Origin of the sequence: Paenibacillus sp. Soil787 (assembly GCF_001429545.1) — a bacterium.
In the GTDB taxonomy this organism is placed as follows: domain Bacteria; phylum Bacillota; class Bacilli; order Paenibacillales; family NBRC-103111; genus Paenibacillus_E.
Window position 1 is genome coordinate 118,023 of sequence record NZ_LMSP01000011.1, and the last position, 18,046, is coordinate 136,068.

At 47.7% G+C, this 18,046-nt stretch carries 13 protein-coding genes and 1 rRNA gene; all 14 read left to right on the plus strand.

The window, feature by feature from the left end; translation table 11 throughout:
- Nucleotides 1-107 precede the first annotated feature (107 nt).
- Nucleotides 108-2,654 carry a DUF3656 domain-containing U32 family peptidase gene (locus ASG93_RS12365; protein WP_056832299.1) on the plus strand — a complete coding sequence of 849 codons (2,547 nt, stop codon included), beginning with the start codon at nt 108-110 and terminating at the stop codon, nt 2,652-2,654.
- A 189-nt stretch (nt 2,655-2,843) separates the two neighbouring features.
- The gene (locus ASG93_RS12370) at nt 2,844-4,859 is read left to right on the plus strand and encodes a hypothetical protein (RefSeq protein WP_056832302.1); all 2,016 of its coding nucleotides are present in this window, start codon (nt 2,844-2,846) and stop codon (nt 4,857-4,859) included.
- A 255-nt stretch (nt 4,860-5,114) separates the two neighbouring features.
- On the plus strand, nt 5,115-6,194 hold the full coding sequence (locus ASG93_RS12375) for an ABC transporter ATP-binding protein (RefSeq protein WP_056832304.1): 1,080 nt from the start codon (nt 5,115-5,117) through the stop codon (nt 6,192-6,194).
- Complete coding sequence (locus ASG93_RS12380) at nt 6,187-6,903, plus strand: ABC transporter permease subunit (RefSeq protein WP_056832306.1); 717 nt, start codon at nt 6,187-6,189, stop codon at nt 6,901-6,903. Before ASG93_RS12375 ends, ASG93_RS12380 begins: the two co-directional genes overlap by 8 nt.
- Before the next feature lie 5 nt (nt 6,904-6,908).
- Nucleotides 6,909-8,297 carry a GldG family protein gene (locus ASG93_RS12385; protein WP_056832308.1) on the plus strand — a complete coding sequence of 463 codons (1,389 nt, stop codon included), beginning with the start codon at nt 6,909-6,911 and terminating at the stop codon, nt 8,295-8,297.
- On the plus strand, nt 8,294-9,226 hold the full coding sequence (locus ASG93_RS12390; protein ID WP_056832310.1) for a DUF4340 domain-containing protein: 933 nt from the start codon (nt 8,294-8,296) through the stop codon (nt 9,224-9,226). Before ASG93_RS12385 ends, ASG93_RS12390 begins: the two co-directional genes overlap by 4 nt.
- Before the next feature lie 421 nt (nt 9,227-9,647).
- Nucleotides 9,648-9,872: a hypothetical protein gene (locus ASG93_RS12395; protein ID WP_056832312.1), complete on the plus strand. Its 225-nt coding sequence runs from the start codon at nt 9,648-9,650 to the stop codon at nt 9,870-9,872.
- Between the two features lie 29 nt (nt 9,873-9,901).
- The gene (locus ASG93_RS12400; protein WP_056832314.1) at nt 9,902-10,720 is read left to right on the plus strand and encodes a spore coat protein; all 819 of its coding nucleotides are present in this window, start codon (nt 9,902-9,904) and stop codon (nt 10,718-10,720) included.
- A gap of 194 nt (nt 10,721-10,914) precedes the next feature.
- Complete coding sequence (locus ASG93_RS12405) at nt 10,915-11,388, plus strand: DUF6130 family protein (RefSeq protein ID WP_056832316.1); 474 nt, start codon at nt 10,915-10,917, stop codon at nt 11,386-11,388.
- Nucleotides 11,389-11,568: 180 nt separating this feature from the next.
- The gene (locus tag ASG93_RS12410; protein WP_056832318.1) at nt 11,569-12,264 is read left to right on the plus strand and encodes a heptaprenylglyceryl phosphate synthase; all 696 of its coding nucleotides are present in this window, start codon (nt 11,569-11,571) and stop codon (nt 12,262-12,264) included.
- A gap of 3 nt (nt 12,265-12,267) precedes the next feature.
- A complete protein-coding gene (gene pcrA / locus ASG93_RS12415) occupies nt 12,268-14,622 on the plus strand; it encodes a DNA helicase PcrA (protein WP_056832320.1) in 2,355 nt (784 codons plus the stop codon).
- Nucleotides 14,623-14,686: 64 nt separating this feature from the next.
- A complete protein-coding gene (gene ligA / locus ASG93_RS12420; protein WP_056832322.1) occupies nt 14,687-16,708 on the plus strand; it encodes an NAD-dependent DNA ligase LigA in 2,022 nt (673 codons plus the stop codon).
- Between the two features lie 23 nt (nt 16,709-16,731).
- Nucleotides 16,732-17,742: a DUF1835 domain-containing protein gene (locus tag ASG93_RS12425; RefSeq protein WP_056832324.1), complete on the plus strand. Its 1,011-nt coding sequence runs from the start codon at nt 16,732-16,734 to the stop codon at nt 17,740-17,742.
- A gap of 234 nt (nt 17,743-17,976) precedes the next feature.
- Nucleotides 17,977-18,046 (plus strand): 16S ribosomal RNA (locus ASG93_RS12430); the annotation flags it as partial.

Sequence of the window (18,046 nt, forward strand, 5' to 3'; positions counted from 1 at the left end):
AGTTTGTAATTACCCCCCGCCCTAGATTCCTACCTACTCTTTCTGTTACACTTAAGAGAAGACTTTGAGGATGACCCGAGGATCTATTATTGAAAGGATTTGCTGCCATGCGTACGATACGCAGAGAAGATATAGAATTGTTGGCCCCTGCGGGGGATTGGGATTGTTTGAGAGCGGCTGTAGCCAATGGGGCGGATGCCGTGTTTTTTGGTGTGGAGAAATTTAATGCTAGAGCACGCGCGCATAACTTTACGATGGCTGAACTGCCGGATATTATGTCGTTTCTTCATTTATATGGGGTAAAGGGCTTCCTGACCTTCAACATCCTGGTGTTTGAGGAAGAACTGAATGATGCGAAGCAATTGATAGATGCATGTGTAGACGCCGGTGTGGACGCGGTCATTGTACAGGATCTTGGTTTGGTTAAAATGATTCGCCAAATCTCCCCGGATTTCCCGATTCACGGATCGACACAGATGACGATTACATCGCCTGAGGCGGTTGAATTTACGAAGCCGTTCGATATTGAACGCGTTGTTTTAGGGCGCGAAAATAACTTAAAGCAGATTAAACAAATCGGCGATCAAGCGAAGCTTCCGATGGAAGTATTCGTTCATGGTGCGCTTTGCGTATCCTATTCCGGCCAGTGTCTGACTTCTGAAATGTGGGGCGGGCGTTCCGCTAACCGCGGAGAATGCGCACAAGCCTGCCGCTTGCCGTATGATCTGATGGTCGATGGCGTGCAAAAGCCGATGGGCGACGTAACGTATTTGCTGTCGCCAAAGGATTTGGCAGCGATAGAGATCGTGCCGGAGCTTATTGAAGCCGGCGTACGCTCTTTCAAAATTGAAGGGCGTCTGAAGACCCCTGAATATGTGGCCAATGTCGTGAGCAAGTATCGCCGCGCGATCGATCGTTATTTCGCTGGAGAGGATGCTCGTCCGACCAAAGAAGAGGTTCGTGAGCTGCAGCAAAGCTTCTCGCGTGGATTTACCGTTGGATTCCTGCAAGGAACCAACAATAAGCAGTTGGTTGACGGCACGTTTCCGAAGAGCCGCGGTGTGTTTGTGGGCCGTATCAAGCAGATTTTGCGCGATGGGGTGATCTGTGAGCTGGAGGCTCCGCTTAAGCGCGGTGACGGGCTTGTTTTCGACGCTGGGGATCCGACGAAGAAGGAAGAAGGCGGGCGCATCTACGATTTGCGCCGCAAGGGAGAGAAGCTCGAAGGCGAAGCCGAGGGTGGACTGATCGAAATCATCATGGGACGCAATGATGTGGAACTGGGCCGTCTGCATGTCGGCGACCGCATCTGGAAGACGAATGATCCACAGCTGGACAAGCGCTTGCGCCAGACGTTCGAGACCGACAAGCCTTACCGGACATTCCCAGTAAGCGTCCAAATCAGCGGTGTAGAAGGCGAGCCGCTCAAAAGCTGGTGGACGGATGTGCAAGGCGGACATACCGTCTTCGTACAATCCGAGCTTCCGCTGGTTCGCGCGGAGAAAAGACCGATGGACGAACAGCTCTTTACGGAGCAGTTCGGACGCCTTGGCGGCACGATTTATGAGCTCAGTCAGCTGGATGTGCAGCTGACTGGTGAGCTGATCGTGCCGATGCGTGAACTTAACAGCATGCGCCGCACGGCTGTGGAGCTGATGGAAGACGAGCGGCAGAAGCCGCGTGCTTACATGAAGCGCGAAATCGGCGTGTATGACGACGTTCTTCAGCCAGCTGCTGAGTCTGCTGTCACCGCCTCTGCCGCGCCTGCGCTTTCCCTGGCGGAACGCAAGGCTGTGGAACTTACAGCACTTTGCCGTAACCTGGATCAGGTGAAGGCCGTACTTGAGACAACGGATATCGCGTTTATTTATGCGGATTTCGAATTTATTAAGCAGTTCCCTGCGGCCGTGGAAGCCGTTCGTGCAGCCGGGCGCCGGATTGCCTTGGTGACACCGCGTATTCATATGCCAGGGGAAACGGGCTATTTTAACCATATATTAAAGCTTAATCCGGATGCGGTATTGATCCGCAATACGGGCGCAGCCTACTTCTTCTTGAAGCATCGGTTGGAAAATCCGGATGCGCCGAAACCGCAATTAATCGGGGATTTCTCGCTCAATGTGGCCAACCACAAAACAGCTGCCTTGTTCTTAGAAGCAGGTCTATCGAAGATTACGCCTTCTTACGATTTGAACATTCAGCAAATGGTCGATTTACTTCGCCGTGCTGAGACTTCAAAGCTTGAGGTTGTTATCCATCAGCACATGCCGATGTTCCATACGGAGCACTGTGTGTACTGTACGTTCCTGAGCGAGGGCACAGACTTTACAAACTGCGGTCGTCCTTGTGAGGATCACAGCGTTTCTTTGCAAGACCGTATCGGTATGTCTCACCCGGTGCGTGTCGATGAAGGCTGTCGTAATACGGTGTATAACGCGGTGGATCAATCTGGTGCCGAGTACTTGAGTCATTTCATGGATCTGGGCATTCGCTCCTTCCGTGTTGAGTTCCTTGAAGAAACGCCAGACAAGGTGCGCGAAATTCTCGACTTGTACCGTCGCGCGATTGATGGTGAGATTAGCGGTACGCAAGTATGGCGTTCGTTGAAAGCTACGAATCAATTAGGTGTTACTCGCGGTCAGTTGGTGAAGTAAAGGATCTATAGTGTGGATAACAGCCCAGTGCCGTATAGGTACTGGGCTTGTTGTTTTCTGGAAGAAAAGGAAAGCGGAGTCTTAAATGTTTTCTTCATTTATTGTCATTTGTATGATGTCCTGAATAATATGTTACAGCTAATGCCTAAGCCTAACGGACATAAGAAGAAAGGATGACGATGGATTACGATGAAAAGGACATATAAGTTAACCGAGATCGCTAGTAAAATCGGGAAAACGCGAGCAGCTGTGATGGAATGGTCCAATTATTTTCGCGACTTTCTTCCGACTAAAGCTGTTGGCGGATCCCTAAAGTACACAGAAGAAGCCATCGAAATTTTTGAGACCATTGCCAAGATGAGCGATACCAATAAACCGCCTAAATTTATAAAAGAACATTTACAGGAAAAGCGTCAGAGGTCAATTATCGCACTCAATGAAGTAAAGCCTTTACCGCCTACACCTACTATTGTTCCTGACTCCAATTTACCTCCTTCCGCAGACAACTCAATCCTACCTCCAGTTATGAACAACTCCAATTTGCAATTAAGTAAAGAAACAATGGAATTAAGTAACATGGTACAGCTCCTCACGCGAAAGATTGAAGCGAATAAATCGCCAAGGAATTTAAAGGACCCAATCGACGACAAGAATCGAAAGGCTGATATATCGTCTATAGCAGGTGGCGGGCTTTTGTTATCTATGATGGATCACTCAAACCCTCAGTTCGTTCAATTAAGTAATGAAGTCGCGGAACTTAGTAACATCATCCATACGCTCAAGCAACAAGTTAATGAAGTTTCGGGCGTTTCTGAAGAAGTAACGGAACTGCGAAACGTAATCCAAATTCTCACCCAACATGTAACTGGGTTGTTCGAACAGGACATTAAAAGTGAAGTTGCTGCCGCACTCCAATTACTGAATAGACAAATTGAGGTTGTTTCAACCGAAGTAACAGGGCTGCAGCATGCGATCCACATTGTTCAACAAAAGGCAGCTGAAGCTTCGGAGAGAGATCTCAAGGGTGAAATACTTACTGCCACAACGGAGTTACTGAACCAACGCTATAAAGGTATTTCGGAGGATGTAAAGAAGCAGCTTAATGAGATTCATCTCCATACGCAAAAGGTTAATGAAAGTTTGGAACAAGAAATCCGGAGTGAAATAAATGCTGCTACAGGATCGTTAGACCAGCGCTATGACACCGTATCGGAAGAAGTAATGGAGCTGCGAAACGTGATCCAGATTCTCACCCAAGAGGTAGCTGAGATTTTTGAAGAAGACATCCGAAGTGAGGTTGTTTCCACAATTGAAGTGTTGAAAAGACAAATTGAGGGTGTTTCTACCGAAATAACAGGGGTGCAGCATGCGATCCAAACCGTGCAGCAAAAGGTAACTGAAACATCGGAGAGAGATCTCAAAGGTGAAGTGCTTGCTGCAACAACGGAATTGCTGAATCAACGCTATGAAGGCGTTTCAGGGGATGTGAAGGACCTTCGCAATCTGATTGATCTTCACATGCAAAAGGTAAATGAAGTGGTGGAACAAGAAATCCGAAGTGAAATAAATGCTGCTGCAGTATCGCTAGACCAACGCTATGACACCGTATCGGAAGAAGTAACGGAGCTGCGAAACGTGATCCAAATTCTCAACCAAAAGATAGCTGAGGTTTTTGAACAAGACGTCAGAAACGAGGTTGTATCCACAATTGAATTAATGAATAGACAAATTGAGGGTGTTTCTACAGATGTAATGGGGTTGCAGCATGCGATCCAAACGGTTCAGCAAAAGGTAACTGAAACTTCGGATCGAGATTTCAAAGGTGAAGTGCTGACTGCAACAGCGGAGTTACTGAACCAACGCTATGACACCGTATCGGAAGAAGTAACGGAGCTGCGAAACGCGATCGAAATTGTTCAAGAGAAGGTAACTGAAGCTTTGGATCCAGATCCCAAAAGTGAAGTGCTTACTGCTACAGCGGAGTTACTGAACCAAAAGTATGAAGGCGTGTCGGAGGATGTAAAGGATCTGCGCAATTTGATTCATCTTCAAACACAAAAGGTAAGTGAAGTGTTGGAACAAGAAAACCGAAGTGAAATGCTTGATACAGCAGAGTTACTAAACAAACGATATGATGACATATCCCAACAATTGATATCACAGCAACGGCTACTTGAAAAGATCTCTAAAATGTTAGGTTTCTAGGCTAAAATTAATTCTCATCATGATGCCATAAATAAATAAAAACTCCCTAGTAGCTAGGGGAGTTTTTATTTATTTATACATATACGATTACAATTTACTTTCAAGCATTCGACAATTTAGCATCTTCTCACCCCATTCGTTCACGATTTAGACACATATTTTTAATCTATTTTTCAGATTTGCTTAAGGTTGGTTTATTGTTCCGCGGGTATAGTGATGATGGTTATATGAACGAGTAGAAATGGGGGATCTTGGATGCTTGAGGTCAAACAAGTCAGCAAGCTGTACGAAAATGATCGCGGCGTACACAACATCGACTTCTCGATGCAGCGCGGCGAAATCGTCGGCTTTTTAGGACCGAACGGTGCTGGCAAAACAACGACAATGCGCATGATTACGGGTTATTTGAACCCTACGCATGGTCAAATATGGGTGGATGGTCACTCCATGGCGGATAACCCGAAGAAAGCACGCCGCAAAATCGGCTACTTACCCGAAACGCCGCCTCTCTATCCCGAGATGACAGTGCAAGCTTATTTACGATTCATCGCAAATCTTCGCGATGTACCTGCCCGGGAGCAGAAGCTGCGTGTCGGCGAAGCAATCGACAAGCTGGGTCTTCAAGGCCGCGAGAAGCAAATCATCCGCTCCTTGTCCAAGGGCTACAAGCAGCGCTTGGGCCTCGCGCAAGCGATTCTGCACCAACCGGATCTGCTTATCCTGGACGAGCCTACGTCCGGCCTCGATCCGAAGCAGATCATCGAGATTCGCCAGCTGATTCATGAGCTGGGGGAGAACCATACAGTGCTGCTGAGCACGCACATTCTCCCGGAAATCAACGCGATTTGCAACCGCGTTCTGATCATTAACCAAGGCCGCGTCGTGCTCGACGAGCGCCCTGAGCATCTCGGCCGTACGATGGGCGAGACGTTCGAGGTGTCGCTCGAGGTCAAGGGACCTCGCGAGCGGATCTTGACCGAGCTGCGCAGCCTAGAGACGGTCGCAGAAGTGAAAGAAGTCGACGCGCCGAGCGACGCTGCAACTATCGCTGCGCCTGTTGCGCAGGATGTGTTCATCACCGACGATGCAGTCGCGGAAGCGGCGACTACAGAACCAGTATCAGCTGCCGCCGAAACCGTGAAGCTGCTAGTGACCTCTGCGGATCGCTCTGATATCCGCGAAGCGCTGTTCTTCCGCCTGGCTGGCGCAGGCTATCCGATTCTCGAGATGAAGCGGGAAAGCCTCAGCCTAGAGGATATCTTCCTCAAGTTGACGACGGATGAACCTGCCGAAGTCGACAGCACGCCGAAGGAGGAGGTTGACACCGATGCGTAGAGTCTGGGCCATTTGCTCGAAAGAGCTGCAAATGTATTTCTTTTCGCCTGTTGCTTACGTAGCGTTCGCATTCTATGTGCTGCTATCGAGCTTCTTCTTCTACATCAACTTCGTTAACGGCCAGCCACCGATTGTGGATGCGCGTTCCGTTGTTGGAAATACCACATTCGTGTACCTATTTATCATCCCGCTTTTAACGATGCGTCTCATCGCAGATGAGTTCCGTCAAGGCACCGATGAGCTGCTTCTGACTTCACCTGCAGGTATTGGTGAAATCGTGTTGGGTAAATATTTATCAGCTTTTATTGTACAAGTAGGACTAGTGGGGATTAGTTTGATTTATCCGCTCATTATGTCTGCCTTCGGAACGCTCGATAAGCCTGTCATGTGGCTGTCTTATCTAAGTATGTTCCTATTAGGCTGCGCGATGATGGCCATTGGCTTGTTCGCGTCCAGTTTGTCCAACAATCAGATGGTAGCCGGTATTTCAGGCTTTGTTATCTTGCTTTTGCTGTGGCTGCTTGATTGGGTAAGCGGCAGCATGACAGGGAAGCTGAAGGATTACGTCGCTCAATTCTCATTGACGAGCCATCTGACGAACTTGCAAAAGGGCGTCCTGCACGGCGGAGACATCCTCTTTTATATCACATTAACAGCTGTGTTCCTGGTTCTTTGCATACAAGTCCTTGAAAGAAAGCGTTGGAGGTGAGCGGGATGAATAAGTGGATACGGGGAACTAATGCGACTGTTTTATCAATCGCCGTTATCGGCATTTTCATTATACTGACGATCTTCCTTCATTCGCTGAAAGGCTTTCAGGTTGATTTGACGAAAAATAAGAGCTTTACGCTCTCCGAGCAAACAGTGGCCACACTCAAAAATTTAAATCAAGATATTCACATCGTTGCCTTTACGAATAGTGGGGATAACAACGGTTTTGTGACGCGGCAAGTCACTGATATGGTGACCGAATATAAGAAGCAAAGCGGTAAGATTACGTATGATGAATACGATATGCTGAAACAGCCGTCGATGGCCAAGCAGTATGGTGTCGATCAGGGCGGAACAATTATTTTTGAAATGGGTTCTAAAAAGCAGAATATCAATTTCTATGAATTGTTTGTGGGCCAGCAAGATGGTTCTTACACGTTCTCAGGGGAAGAGAAGTTTACCCAGGCCATTAAGAGCCTCACGTCCACAGAGAAGCACACGGTTTATCTGCTTTCCGGTCATCAGGAATATCCACTGAATGCCATGACGATTCTGAAAAGCAGTCTGGAAGCCGCTAATTATGTCGTGAAGGACCTTAATCTGTTCGTTGAGGGTAAAATACCGGACGATGCGCAGATGCTGATGCTGCTTGGTCCGCAAAATGACCTGAATGATAAAGAGGCGGCGCTGATTGAAGCTTATTTGAAGGATAAAGGCAAGATTTATATGGCATTAGGCTTCAATAAAGATATGGCGGCTAAGTGGAAAAACATCGATGCGATCATGAAAACATACGGCATTCAGGATCAACATGCGATTGCGATTGAACCGAAACAAACGTCGCTCTATGATCCGCTGACGATTATTCCAGAGTATGGCCCGCATGACATTACCAACAAGCTCTCCAGCAATAATTTGATTACGATGTTGTCGCTGGCTGTAAGTTTGAATGCGGATGGCAGTGCGCCAGACTACACCCAGTCTCTGCTTTTGAAAACAACAGATAAAGCTTACGGGGAAACCGATATCAATCTTCTTGCACAATCCAAAACCAAGCAGGATGCGGCAGATGTCAAAGGTCCGCTGAATCTGGGTTACGCGATTGCGGATAAGGATAACAAGCCTAAAGCTGTCATTCTTGGGGGATCTACGTTTGTACTAGATGAAGATATTCAGAATCAAGGCAACAAGGATTTTGCTCTGAACAGTATCGGCTGGCTGCAGGAACAGAAGGATCAGATCACGATCCGTCCTCGCCAAGGGGATGCGTTCCAACAAGCGATGATTACGCCTGGCCAAGCGAATACTATTTTCCTCGTAACGATCGTGTTCTTACCGCTCTTGTTCTTAGTGATTGGCGGCTTGATCTGGTGGAGGAGGAGACGAGGATGAAACGGTTTATTCCAACGATTCTGTTAGTCGTTATTTGTATCGGCGGTTTTTGGTACGCTTCGAGCAAAGACTTCTTTCAAGAGAAAAAAGATGAACCGAAATCGCTCATCACACTCAAGCAAGAAGACGTGCAGTCCATTCATGTGAAAAAAGAGGAACAGCAGATCGAGCTAGCTCGGAATGGCAGCGGTTGGGAGATGAAAAACCCGGCAGCAGCGCCAATCAATACGAATCAAGTGGGTTCGTGGTTGGATGCCCTCGGTTTGGTGTCATCAACGAAACTAGTTGAAGATCAGGTAAGTAATCTATCCAACTATGGGTTAGATAAGCCGCTTGGAACTTATGAAGTTACGTTAAAAGACGGCTCCAAGAAAGGACTGCTGGTGGGTACGGCTCTTCCTATTGAAGGCTTCTCCTATGTTCAGGTCGAGGGATCTCCTGCTGTGTATCAGGTGAGCGATCAGTCGCTCTCTGCCCTCGGCAAAAACCCGGTAGATTTTACTGATGCTAGCCCAGTCCAATTTGAAAGCGACAAGGTGCAAAACGTAAAACTGACATGGAAAGGTCAGACCTATATGCTGGCCAAAACAGATAAAGACAAGGTAGCTGCTGAGGCGAACTGGAAGCTTGGCGATAAAGAGCTGAAAGGCGCGGAGGCGACTCCGCTGCTGAATGAGCTGAACTTCCTGCATAGCGTTGATCTTCCACAGCCAGCGGCTCAGAAGCCAACTGCGGGCGGTGAGCTCAAAATAGAGCTTGGATCGTCTGTTGATGGCAAAGAGGTCACCGAGATCTATGAAGGTAAGCTAAGTCAAGATCAGGTCTGGTTGACGAAGCAAGGCGGACAGTGGGCGTACCCGCTTGCAGCCGCAGATATACAGAAATTGGCGGATGTCTATGCCGGTAAACCGGCTCAGCCCGCATCTTAACAGGAAAACTGCTCTCTTCAGCTAATGTGCTGCGGGGGGGCAGTTTTTTCCTCTCCTCTCTCCTTCATTCCTCCTTCATTTCATTCCTTTATTCCCAGCGGAAGTCGGAAGTTGTACGAAGTACAACAATTCCCTTAGTTTTGTCCCATGGATCTGGAAATGTTGTATTTTGTACAACAATCTAGCCCGATTTCATTCAAAAATGCCCATTTTGGCTGGAAATGTTGTATTTTCTACAACAATCGGTGAGATCTCACGGATTAGCTTCCTTATTGTTGTATGATGTACAACTTTGCTACAGCTGCAGTTGGCAGGGACCTTAACTTCTCAAACAATTGGTTAACTTTTTTTTCCAATGGCACATAAAACGGAATAATTTGGGAAACCTACAAAAAAGGAATGGAAAGGAGGTAAGATTCACATGTATAGCAATCAAGGGAACCAACAAATTTCAGGCAAAGAGCTTTTGTATGTAACCGATACGCTAAAAAATGAGGAACTGCTAGCGAAGCTTTGTGTACAAGGTGCTGTGAACAGCCAGAGTCAATCCTTGAAACAAACCTTGTCTCATCTTTCTCAGGAGCGTCTGCAAAACATTAGCGTCCTCATCAACACCCTACAGCAGCAATCAGGTATTACCCATTAATTCGTACATAATAGGAGGTGCAAGAAGCCATGTATCAGCAAAACCCGTATCAACAACAGCAGCAACAGTCTCACCAGGTACAAGCACAATTAAAAGACGAGGACTTCGCGAACTTTGTCCTTTCCGAGTTGAAGCGCAGTGCTCGTGAATATACAACTGCCGCTATGGAGGCCGCTAATCCACAGATTAGGCAGACCTTCCAGTCGTTATTGCAAAAGACACTGGAGGATCAAGTTGCTGTATTTCAAGAAATCCAGAAGCTTGGCCAATATGAGATTCAAGCTGCTCCTCAGCAGCAAATTCAGCAAGAGCTGCAGAAACAAAGCCAGACCGCAGCTCAGCTGCAGTCCTTTGTACAACAAAATTTGAGTCAAACCAACGCGGCGAGCTATCAGGAGCAAGACCAGATGACTATCGCTCAGCAGCAACAGCAACATTATCAGCAGCAGAGTCAACAACAGAACCAGATTGCGGCTTTATATCAAACACAGACACCTATCCAACCCATGATTAGTGCCTCTCAATATCCTAATGCGGTGCATAATAATCAAGGGCAAGGCTATTCAACCCATACGCAGTCTTCACCAAATCAGGCTAGTCAACAGCAAGCCTATATTAGCAACCTGCAAGGACAAAATTTTCAAGATCAGAATTATGGACAAACCGGCTATGGTCAATCGCAGGGTTATGCCGGATCGTCCGGATACAACGCATCTGAAAATGCCAGCATTTCTAGTAAATCAGCAAGTTCCACTGGCGTTTCCCGCAGTCAAACAGGTTCTCATACCTCGACGGCAGGAGAAAGTTCTTACAGTAAACAGCATGAGGGAAGTAAATACAGCTTCTAAATTCCCATTGTTCCCTCAGCTCCAAAGACGCCCTAGCTTTTAGCTAAAGGGCGTCTTTTTTTATCAAAAACTTCATCGATCCAAATATGTTTAATTTATTTTGTCCCACTTTTCTCATAATCATGGTATGGAACCAGCTTGTCACTCATATATAAGGAACATAGGATGTCCAAACTTATGGGAGAAGGGTGCAAATGCTGATGAGAAAAACGTGGATTTACGGCACAGCTACTTTAATTGTACTAGGAGCATTAACAACAGCATGTGGTTCCAAAGAGGAAGTTGCTAGCAGCGGCGCAGCAGGCTTGAAGGACACCATGGCAGCAACTACAGTGGCTCAAGGAAAGACGGAAAGCAGTGTGAAGACAGTGACCTCCAGCGGCAAGCCAGCCATCGATGCCGATTATAAAGTAGAGGGCAGGAACGTTACGATCACGTATCAGACAAGTAATTTCCAGATAGCGGATCATATGGATCAGAAAGCCGTACAGGGTGAAGGACATTTGCATTTGTACGTGGATGGTAAGCAGAAAGCCATGATTGGCAAAACAGGTCCGTTAACCCTGACCAATTTAGCAGCAGGTAAACATGAGATCAAACTAGAGCTTCAGCAAAATGATCATAAGGATCTCAATGTAGAGAAAATTCTTAATATTGAAGTGAAATAACTGGGAACATTTGTGCGTATTTAGTCAGAAATCAAGCTTTGGCGATGATCAGATAACATTACGTACATATTCCTTGAAAAGGCGGGCGCTTAGCCCGTCTTTTGTCATTTGACACACCTGAATACGTAGCATAGACTGTTGATAGTATGGCAGTATTGCCGCCTAATCGGAGGGAAACAATTGATCGTCGATATACGCAAGTGGAAGCATGTATTTAAGCTTGACCCTGATCGTGACATCTCAGACGAAGCGCTCGATCGGCTTTGCCAGTCTGGGACGGATGCGATCATGGTGGGTGGCTCAACGGGGGTAACTTTCGATAACACGGTAGATCTTCTATCGCGGATTCGCCAGTATGAGGTACCTTGTGTGCTTGAGATATCCAATCAAGAGGCCATCGTCCCTGGGTTTGATTTATTTTTAATTCCGATTGTGCTAAATAGCGATGATCCGAAATGGATCGTTGGGCAGCATCACGAGGCGTTAAAGGAATATGGTTCAATGCTCAATTGGGACGAAATTATTGCCGAAGGCTATATTATTCTAAATAAAGAAGCTACGGCTGCGCAATTAACGTCGGCTCGTACGAACTTGGATGCCAAGGATGTTGCGGCATATGCACGCATGGCGGACAAGCTTTTTCACATGTCTATTGTTTACTTGGAATATAGCGGTGTGTTTGGAGATATGGAGCTGGTACGGCGGACACGGCAAGTGCTGGAGAATGCCCGTTTATTGTATGGCGGCGGCATTGACAGCCTGGATAAAGCGCAGCAAGCAGCGGAGGTCGCAGATACCATTGTCGTCGGCAACATTATTTATAGTGATCTGGAGCAGGCGCTTCAGACCGTGAACTTTGATAGAACAGGAAGGTAACTTATGAACGAGACAGTCAATATTTTAGATGCGATAAAAAGGTTGAATCCCGAGCAGCGCAAAGCAGTTGAAGCTGTCGACGGCCCACTTCTGATTATGGCTGGAGCGGGAAGCGGGAAGACACGAGTGCTAACGCATCGTATTGCATACTTGATCGGCACGCGCAAAGCGGCGCCATGGAGCATTTTGGCCCTTACATTTACGAATAAAGCGGCTCGTGAGATGCAGGACCGTGTCGGCAAGCTGGTTGGCGGCAGCGGGAGCGATATTTGGGTTTCCACGTTTCACTCGATGTGTGTACGTATGCTGCGCAAAGACATTTCACGCATCGGTTTCACCTCGAATTTTACCATTCTAGATTCCGGTGATCAGTTATCCGTCATCAAAACGTGTTGTAAAGAACTGAACATTGATACCAAGAAGTACGAACCTAAGACCTTTCAAGCGGCCATTTCTACAGCCAAAAATGAACTCATCTCTCCTAAACAATTTGAAGATAAAATCGGTGACTACTTCGACGGGTTGACCTCGAAAATTTATACGCTTTATCAGAAAAAGCTTAGAAGCAACAACTCCCTGGATTTCGACGACTTAATTATGGCAACCATTCATTTGTTTAATGAAGTTCCAGAGGTTCTGGAGTTTTATCAAAATAAATTTCAATATATTCATGTCGATGAGTATCAGGATACGAACAGGGCGCAGTATATGCTGTGTCAAATGATTGCAGCCAAGCATAAGCGCATTTGCGTTGTGGGAGACAGTGACCAGTCCATTTACCGTTGGCGTGGAGCTGACATTTCGAATATCCTTAATTTTGAAAAAGATTATCCGAATGCTACCGCTATTTTATTGGAGCAAAATTATCGCTCCACATCTAATATTTTGCAGGCTGCCAATAAGGTCATTGCCAATAATACGGGCCGTAAGCCCAAAAATTTATGGACGGATAAAGAGGGCGGCGTAAGGATTAAGCTGTTTCAAGCTGATTCTGAGCACGAAGAAGGCTATTTTGTTACGAGTGAAATTAATAAAAATAAGTCTAATGGGAAAAAGTTCGGTCATCACGCTATTCTGTACCGGACGAACGCACAATCTCGGGTGATTGAGGAAATTCTTATTAAATCCGATATCCAATACACCATCGTTGGCGGCGTAAAGTTCTACGATCGGAAAGAGATCAAAGATATTTTGGCGTATCTGCGCCTTATCTCCAATCCGGACGACGATATCAGCTTGGGCCGTATCGTAAACGTGCCGAAGCGGGGCATTGGTGACACCTCGATGGATCGAGTGGCCGAAATGGCGGGACGAAGAGGCATTTCCTTATACGCTATGCTGGAGGAAGTCGATTCACTCGAGATCACGTCGAAGGCTAAGCACGCTTTAGCTGATTTCCGCGAAATGATTGATAACCTGAACCGAATGGTTGAATACTTATCTGTAACTGAACTAACGGAGAAAATACTGGAGATGTCGCAATACCGTCTGGAGATGCAGCGTGAGAATACGATTGAATCCAAGGCTCGTCTCGAAAATATCGATGAGTTCCTGTCTGTGACGATGGACTTCGAGAAACGTAACGAGGACAAGTCACTCATTTCATTCCTGACCGATTTGGCGCTTATCGCCGATATCGATACGCTGGATAAAGAAAAAAGCGAGGAAGAACAGGACGCCGTTGTGCTCATGACGATGCATAGCGCCAAAGGTCTAGAGTTCCCGGTTGTCTTCATCATCGGGATGGAAGAAGGCGTCTTCCCGCACAGCCGTGCCTTCGCCGATAACGAAGAGCTCGAGGAGGAGCGCCGTTTGGCCTATGTCGGCATCACGCGTGCCGAGCAAGAGCTTTTCCTCACGTGCGCCCGCATGCGCACGCTCTTCGGTCGCACCGCCGCGAACGCGCCGTCGAGATTCCTTCAGGAGATTCCGAAGGAACTCCTGGAGAACGTCTCGATGGGCGGCTCCATCGGCGGAGGCTTCTCGCGAGCTGGCCGCACCAGCTCGTGGGGCAGCAGCAGTGGCAGCAGCGCCACTGCCTCACAAGCGGGCCGCGGCTCCGCCGGCTCGTCCGCTTGGGGTACGCCGTCCTCGTTCGGACGGCCTAGCTCTGGCGCGGCTGCGCCAAGCCCTGCAGCCGGGGTGAAGCCGGCTGCGTTCCGGGCTCCGCAGCCTGCCGCAGGCGGCGCGGTGCCGGACTACAAAGCCAGCGACAAAGTGTCGCATGGCAAGTGGGGCATCGGCACCGTCGTGTCAGTGAAAGGCTCGGGCGACGACACCGAGCTGCAAATTGCTTTCCCGGCGCCTGTTGGCTTGAAGCGCCTGCTTGCCAAGTTCGCTCCTATAACGAAAGAATAGGAGCCGATTTTTCGTCTTTATTTGCCGTACCACCCTATTACCCATTAGAGAGGAAGAGCCCGTAATGACAGATGCCATCGCGGCAATGAAAACCCTCATCCAAGAAATCAACAAGCACAACCATAACTACTACACACTGGATCAACCGGCGATTTCCGATGCCGAGTGGGATGCTTTATACAATAAATTGACCTCGCTAGAGAAGGAGACAGGGATTACCTTGCCTTCATCTCCAACCCAGCGCGTGGGCGGCGACATTCTCAAAGGGTTTGATCCACACAAGCATCTGTCCAGGCTTTGGAGCTTGGACAAAGCGCAAAATGCCGAAGACCTGCAGACATGGCACACGCGTGTGCTTAAGTTAATTGCAGATTATAACAGCAAGAATCCAGAGAACCCACTGCCGGACCCGACGTATGTGGTGGAATTGAAGTTCGATGGGCTCACGTTGAACCTTACCTACAAGCAAGGAGAGCTTGTTCAAGCCTCCACGCGAGGAAATGGTACGGTTGGCGAGGGCATTTTAGCCCAAGTCAAGACGATCAAATCCATCCCGCTGGAAATCCCGTACAATGAGGGAACCATTGAAGTGCAAGGTGAGGGCATGATGTTCCTCTCTGTTCTCGAGGCGTACAATCAGACAGCCACGGATCCGCTCAAAAACGCCCGCAACGCAGCAGCTGGAGCGCTGCGTAATCTCAATCCCAAAATGACGGCAGAGCGTAAGCTGAACGCTTTTTTCTATAATGTGGGTTACTCGGACGGCATCCAGTTCGATAATCATTTCGACATGGTTCAGTTTCTTCGTGACAACCACTTTAAAGTGAGCAACCGCACGCGGTATTTCAGCACGATGGAAGAAGTAAGTGCAGAGCTGGAGCAGATTGCTGAAGAGCGTCTTGGCTTTGATTTTCTGATTGATGGAAGTGTCGTCAAGATTACCGACATGCGAACAAGAGAAGTACTCGGCTACACCGAGAAATTCCCTCGCTGGGCGATTGCCTATAAGTTCGAGGCCGAAGAAGCGACAACGATCCTGCAAAGTGTATCCTGGGAAGTTGGACGCACAGGCAAAATCACGCCGCTAGCCCGCGTTGAAGCCGTGGATCTCGCTGGTGTAACCGTACAGAACTGTACGCTCAACAATGTCGGTGACATCGAGCGCAAAAACCTCAAGCACGCCTTAGGCAGCCTCGTCTACATCCGTCGCTCCAATGACGTCATTCCGGAGATTCTCGGTAAAGTAACCGAGGAGAATGATGGCGAGGAGATTGTAGCTCCGACACATTGTCCTTCCTGCGGCAGTGAGCTGGAGATGCGTGGTGCGCATCTGTTCTGCTTGAACCGTCTCGGCTGCAGTCCGCAGCTGGTTGGTCGTATGGCGCATTTTGCTTCGCGCGATGCGATGGATATTGAGTTTTTCAGCGAAATGACTGCTTCACAGCTGCATCAAGAGCTGGATGTCCGCGATCCTGCGGATCTGTACACCTTACAATTCGAGGACCTCGTCAAGCTCGATCGCTTTGGCGAGAAGAAGGCCCGCAATCTGCTTGATGCTCTAGAAAAAAGCAAATCGCGCGATCTAGCTTCGTTCCTTTACGCCCTAGGCATTCCTAACTCGGGTAAAACCACGACCAAGGTGCTCGCAGACTACTATCGCAGCTTACCGAAAATTATGGCGGCTACGCCTGAGGAGCTGATCGGGCTTCCTGATGTAGGCGGAATAGTAGCTGAGAGTATTTATTCTTTTTTCCGTGACCCTGTGATGGTATCCAGTATTGATCGTATGCTCGCTGCAGGTGTCAACCCAATAGCCGAGGAGCCGGCGGTTGTTTTGGCTAGCCCTGACAATCCGTTTTTCGGGAAAACTATTGTCCTTACAGGTACGCTATCCTCTATGGGGCGTGACGAATGTGCCAAGAAGCTGGAAGCGTTAGGTGCTAAGATTACTGGAAGTGTTTCTAAGAAAACGGACATCGTGATCGCAGGGGAAAGCGCCGGCAGCAAGCTGACGAAAGCGCAAGATCTTGGTATTCGGATCATTGAGGATGAACAAGAGCTTTTACAACTACTAGGTGAAGGCTAAATCATAATTAAGGGGACAGTGCCATGCCGAATATACTTCATATCGTGAATGGAGACGCATTTGGAGATAAGCTGCGTACTTCAGGTATCGATGGAGACATATTAGTGTGGCGCGAGTCACTATATGAAGGACCTATCGGCATGCAGATGTCTGATAGTGTCCTTTTATCTATGAGGGCGGCCTATATGAATCGCCAGCACGGCATTCCTCAGGAAATGTTTAAGTCCACTACCTTGCAGCAGGAAAAAGCGCTGGGCAAGCTCGTGGAGAATGCAGATGAAATTGTCCTATGGTTTGAGCATGATTTGTATGACCAATTGATGCTCTGTTATTTGCTATCGAGACTATTCGCTCTTCCTATTCGACCCGTTAAACTATCTTTGTTAAGTATCAATTACTTTCCTGGCGTTGAGTTTTTTCATGGATTAGGTCAATTAAACGTCGATCAAATTTCTCAGCTGCACGACAAGTGGTTGCCTGTTAATGAAGACCAGCTTCTTTTGGCCAGCAAGGTTTGGACAGCCTATTCAGCTTCTGAGCCCCTTCTTATGGCGACTTTATTGGGAGAGGATCTGTCTGCACTGCCTTTTCTGAAAAAAGCCCTACAAGCCAATTCAGAACGCTATCCATCTATCCAAAATGGCTTGAACGCCATGCAACAGCTCATTCTTGAGCTGATAGGGGACGGAGAGGTATCCGTTCTGTCGTTATTTCAAGAAGTAAGCAAAACGGCCAATCATTACGGCCTCGGTGATTTGCAGTTCTGGGCTATTGTGGATAGTATCCGCAAATGTGAGTTTCCACTGGTCCGTCTTGCTGGAGGTGACAAGCTGCCGGGTTACGGCGAGCAGCTGCCTCCTCATTTTGAGAAATGGCGATTGCAAAGAACGCAAATGGGTAAACTAGTTCATACATGTAAGCTGGATCATTTGTACCTAAATGGCATTGATGATTGGAATGGCGGCGTTCATCTGCTTGGGAAAAAGGATATATGGCGCCGAAACGGCATCTCTGCGGGGTTTGTGAAGATGTAAGATAATGGATGAATATAATTACTTGCAATTCGTTTTGAAACCTGATAATATTACTTCTTGTCACCGCAAGAGCGATGCATTAACGCTTTAAACGGTAACGCAATAAAGCTCCTTGAAAACTGAACAAATGAATGAAGCAAATCAGCAAATTCAGTCACGCAAGTGACTACAATTGAGATTGCAAAATCTCGCTAGCAACGCAAATGAGCAATTAAGCTTTCAAATAGTTTTACTATTATGGAGAGTTTGATCCTGGCTCAGGACGAACGCTGGCGGCGTGCCTAATACATGCAAGTCGAGCGGA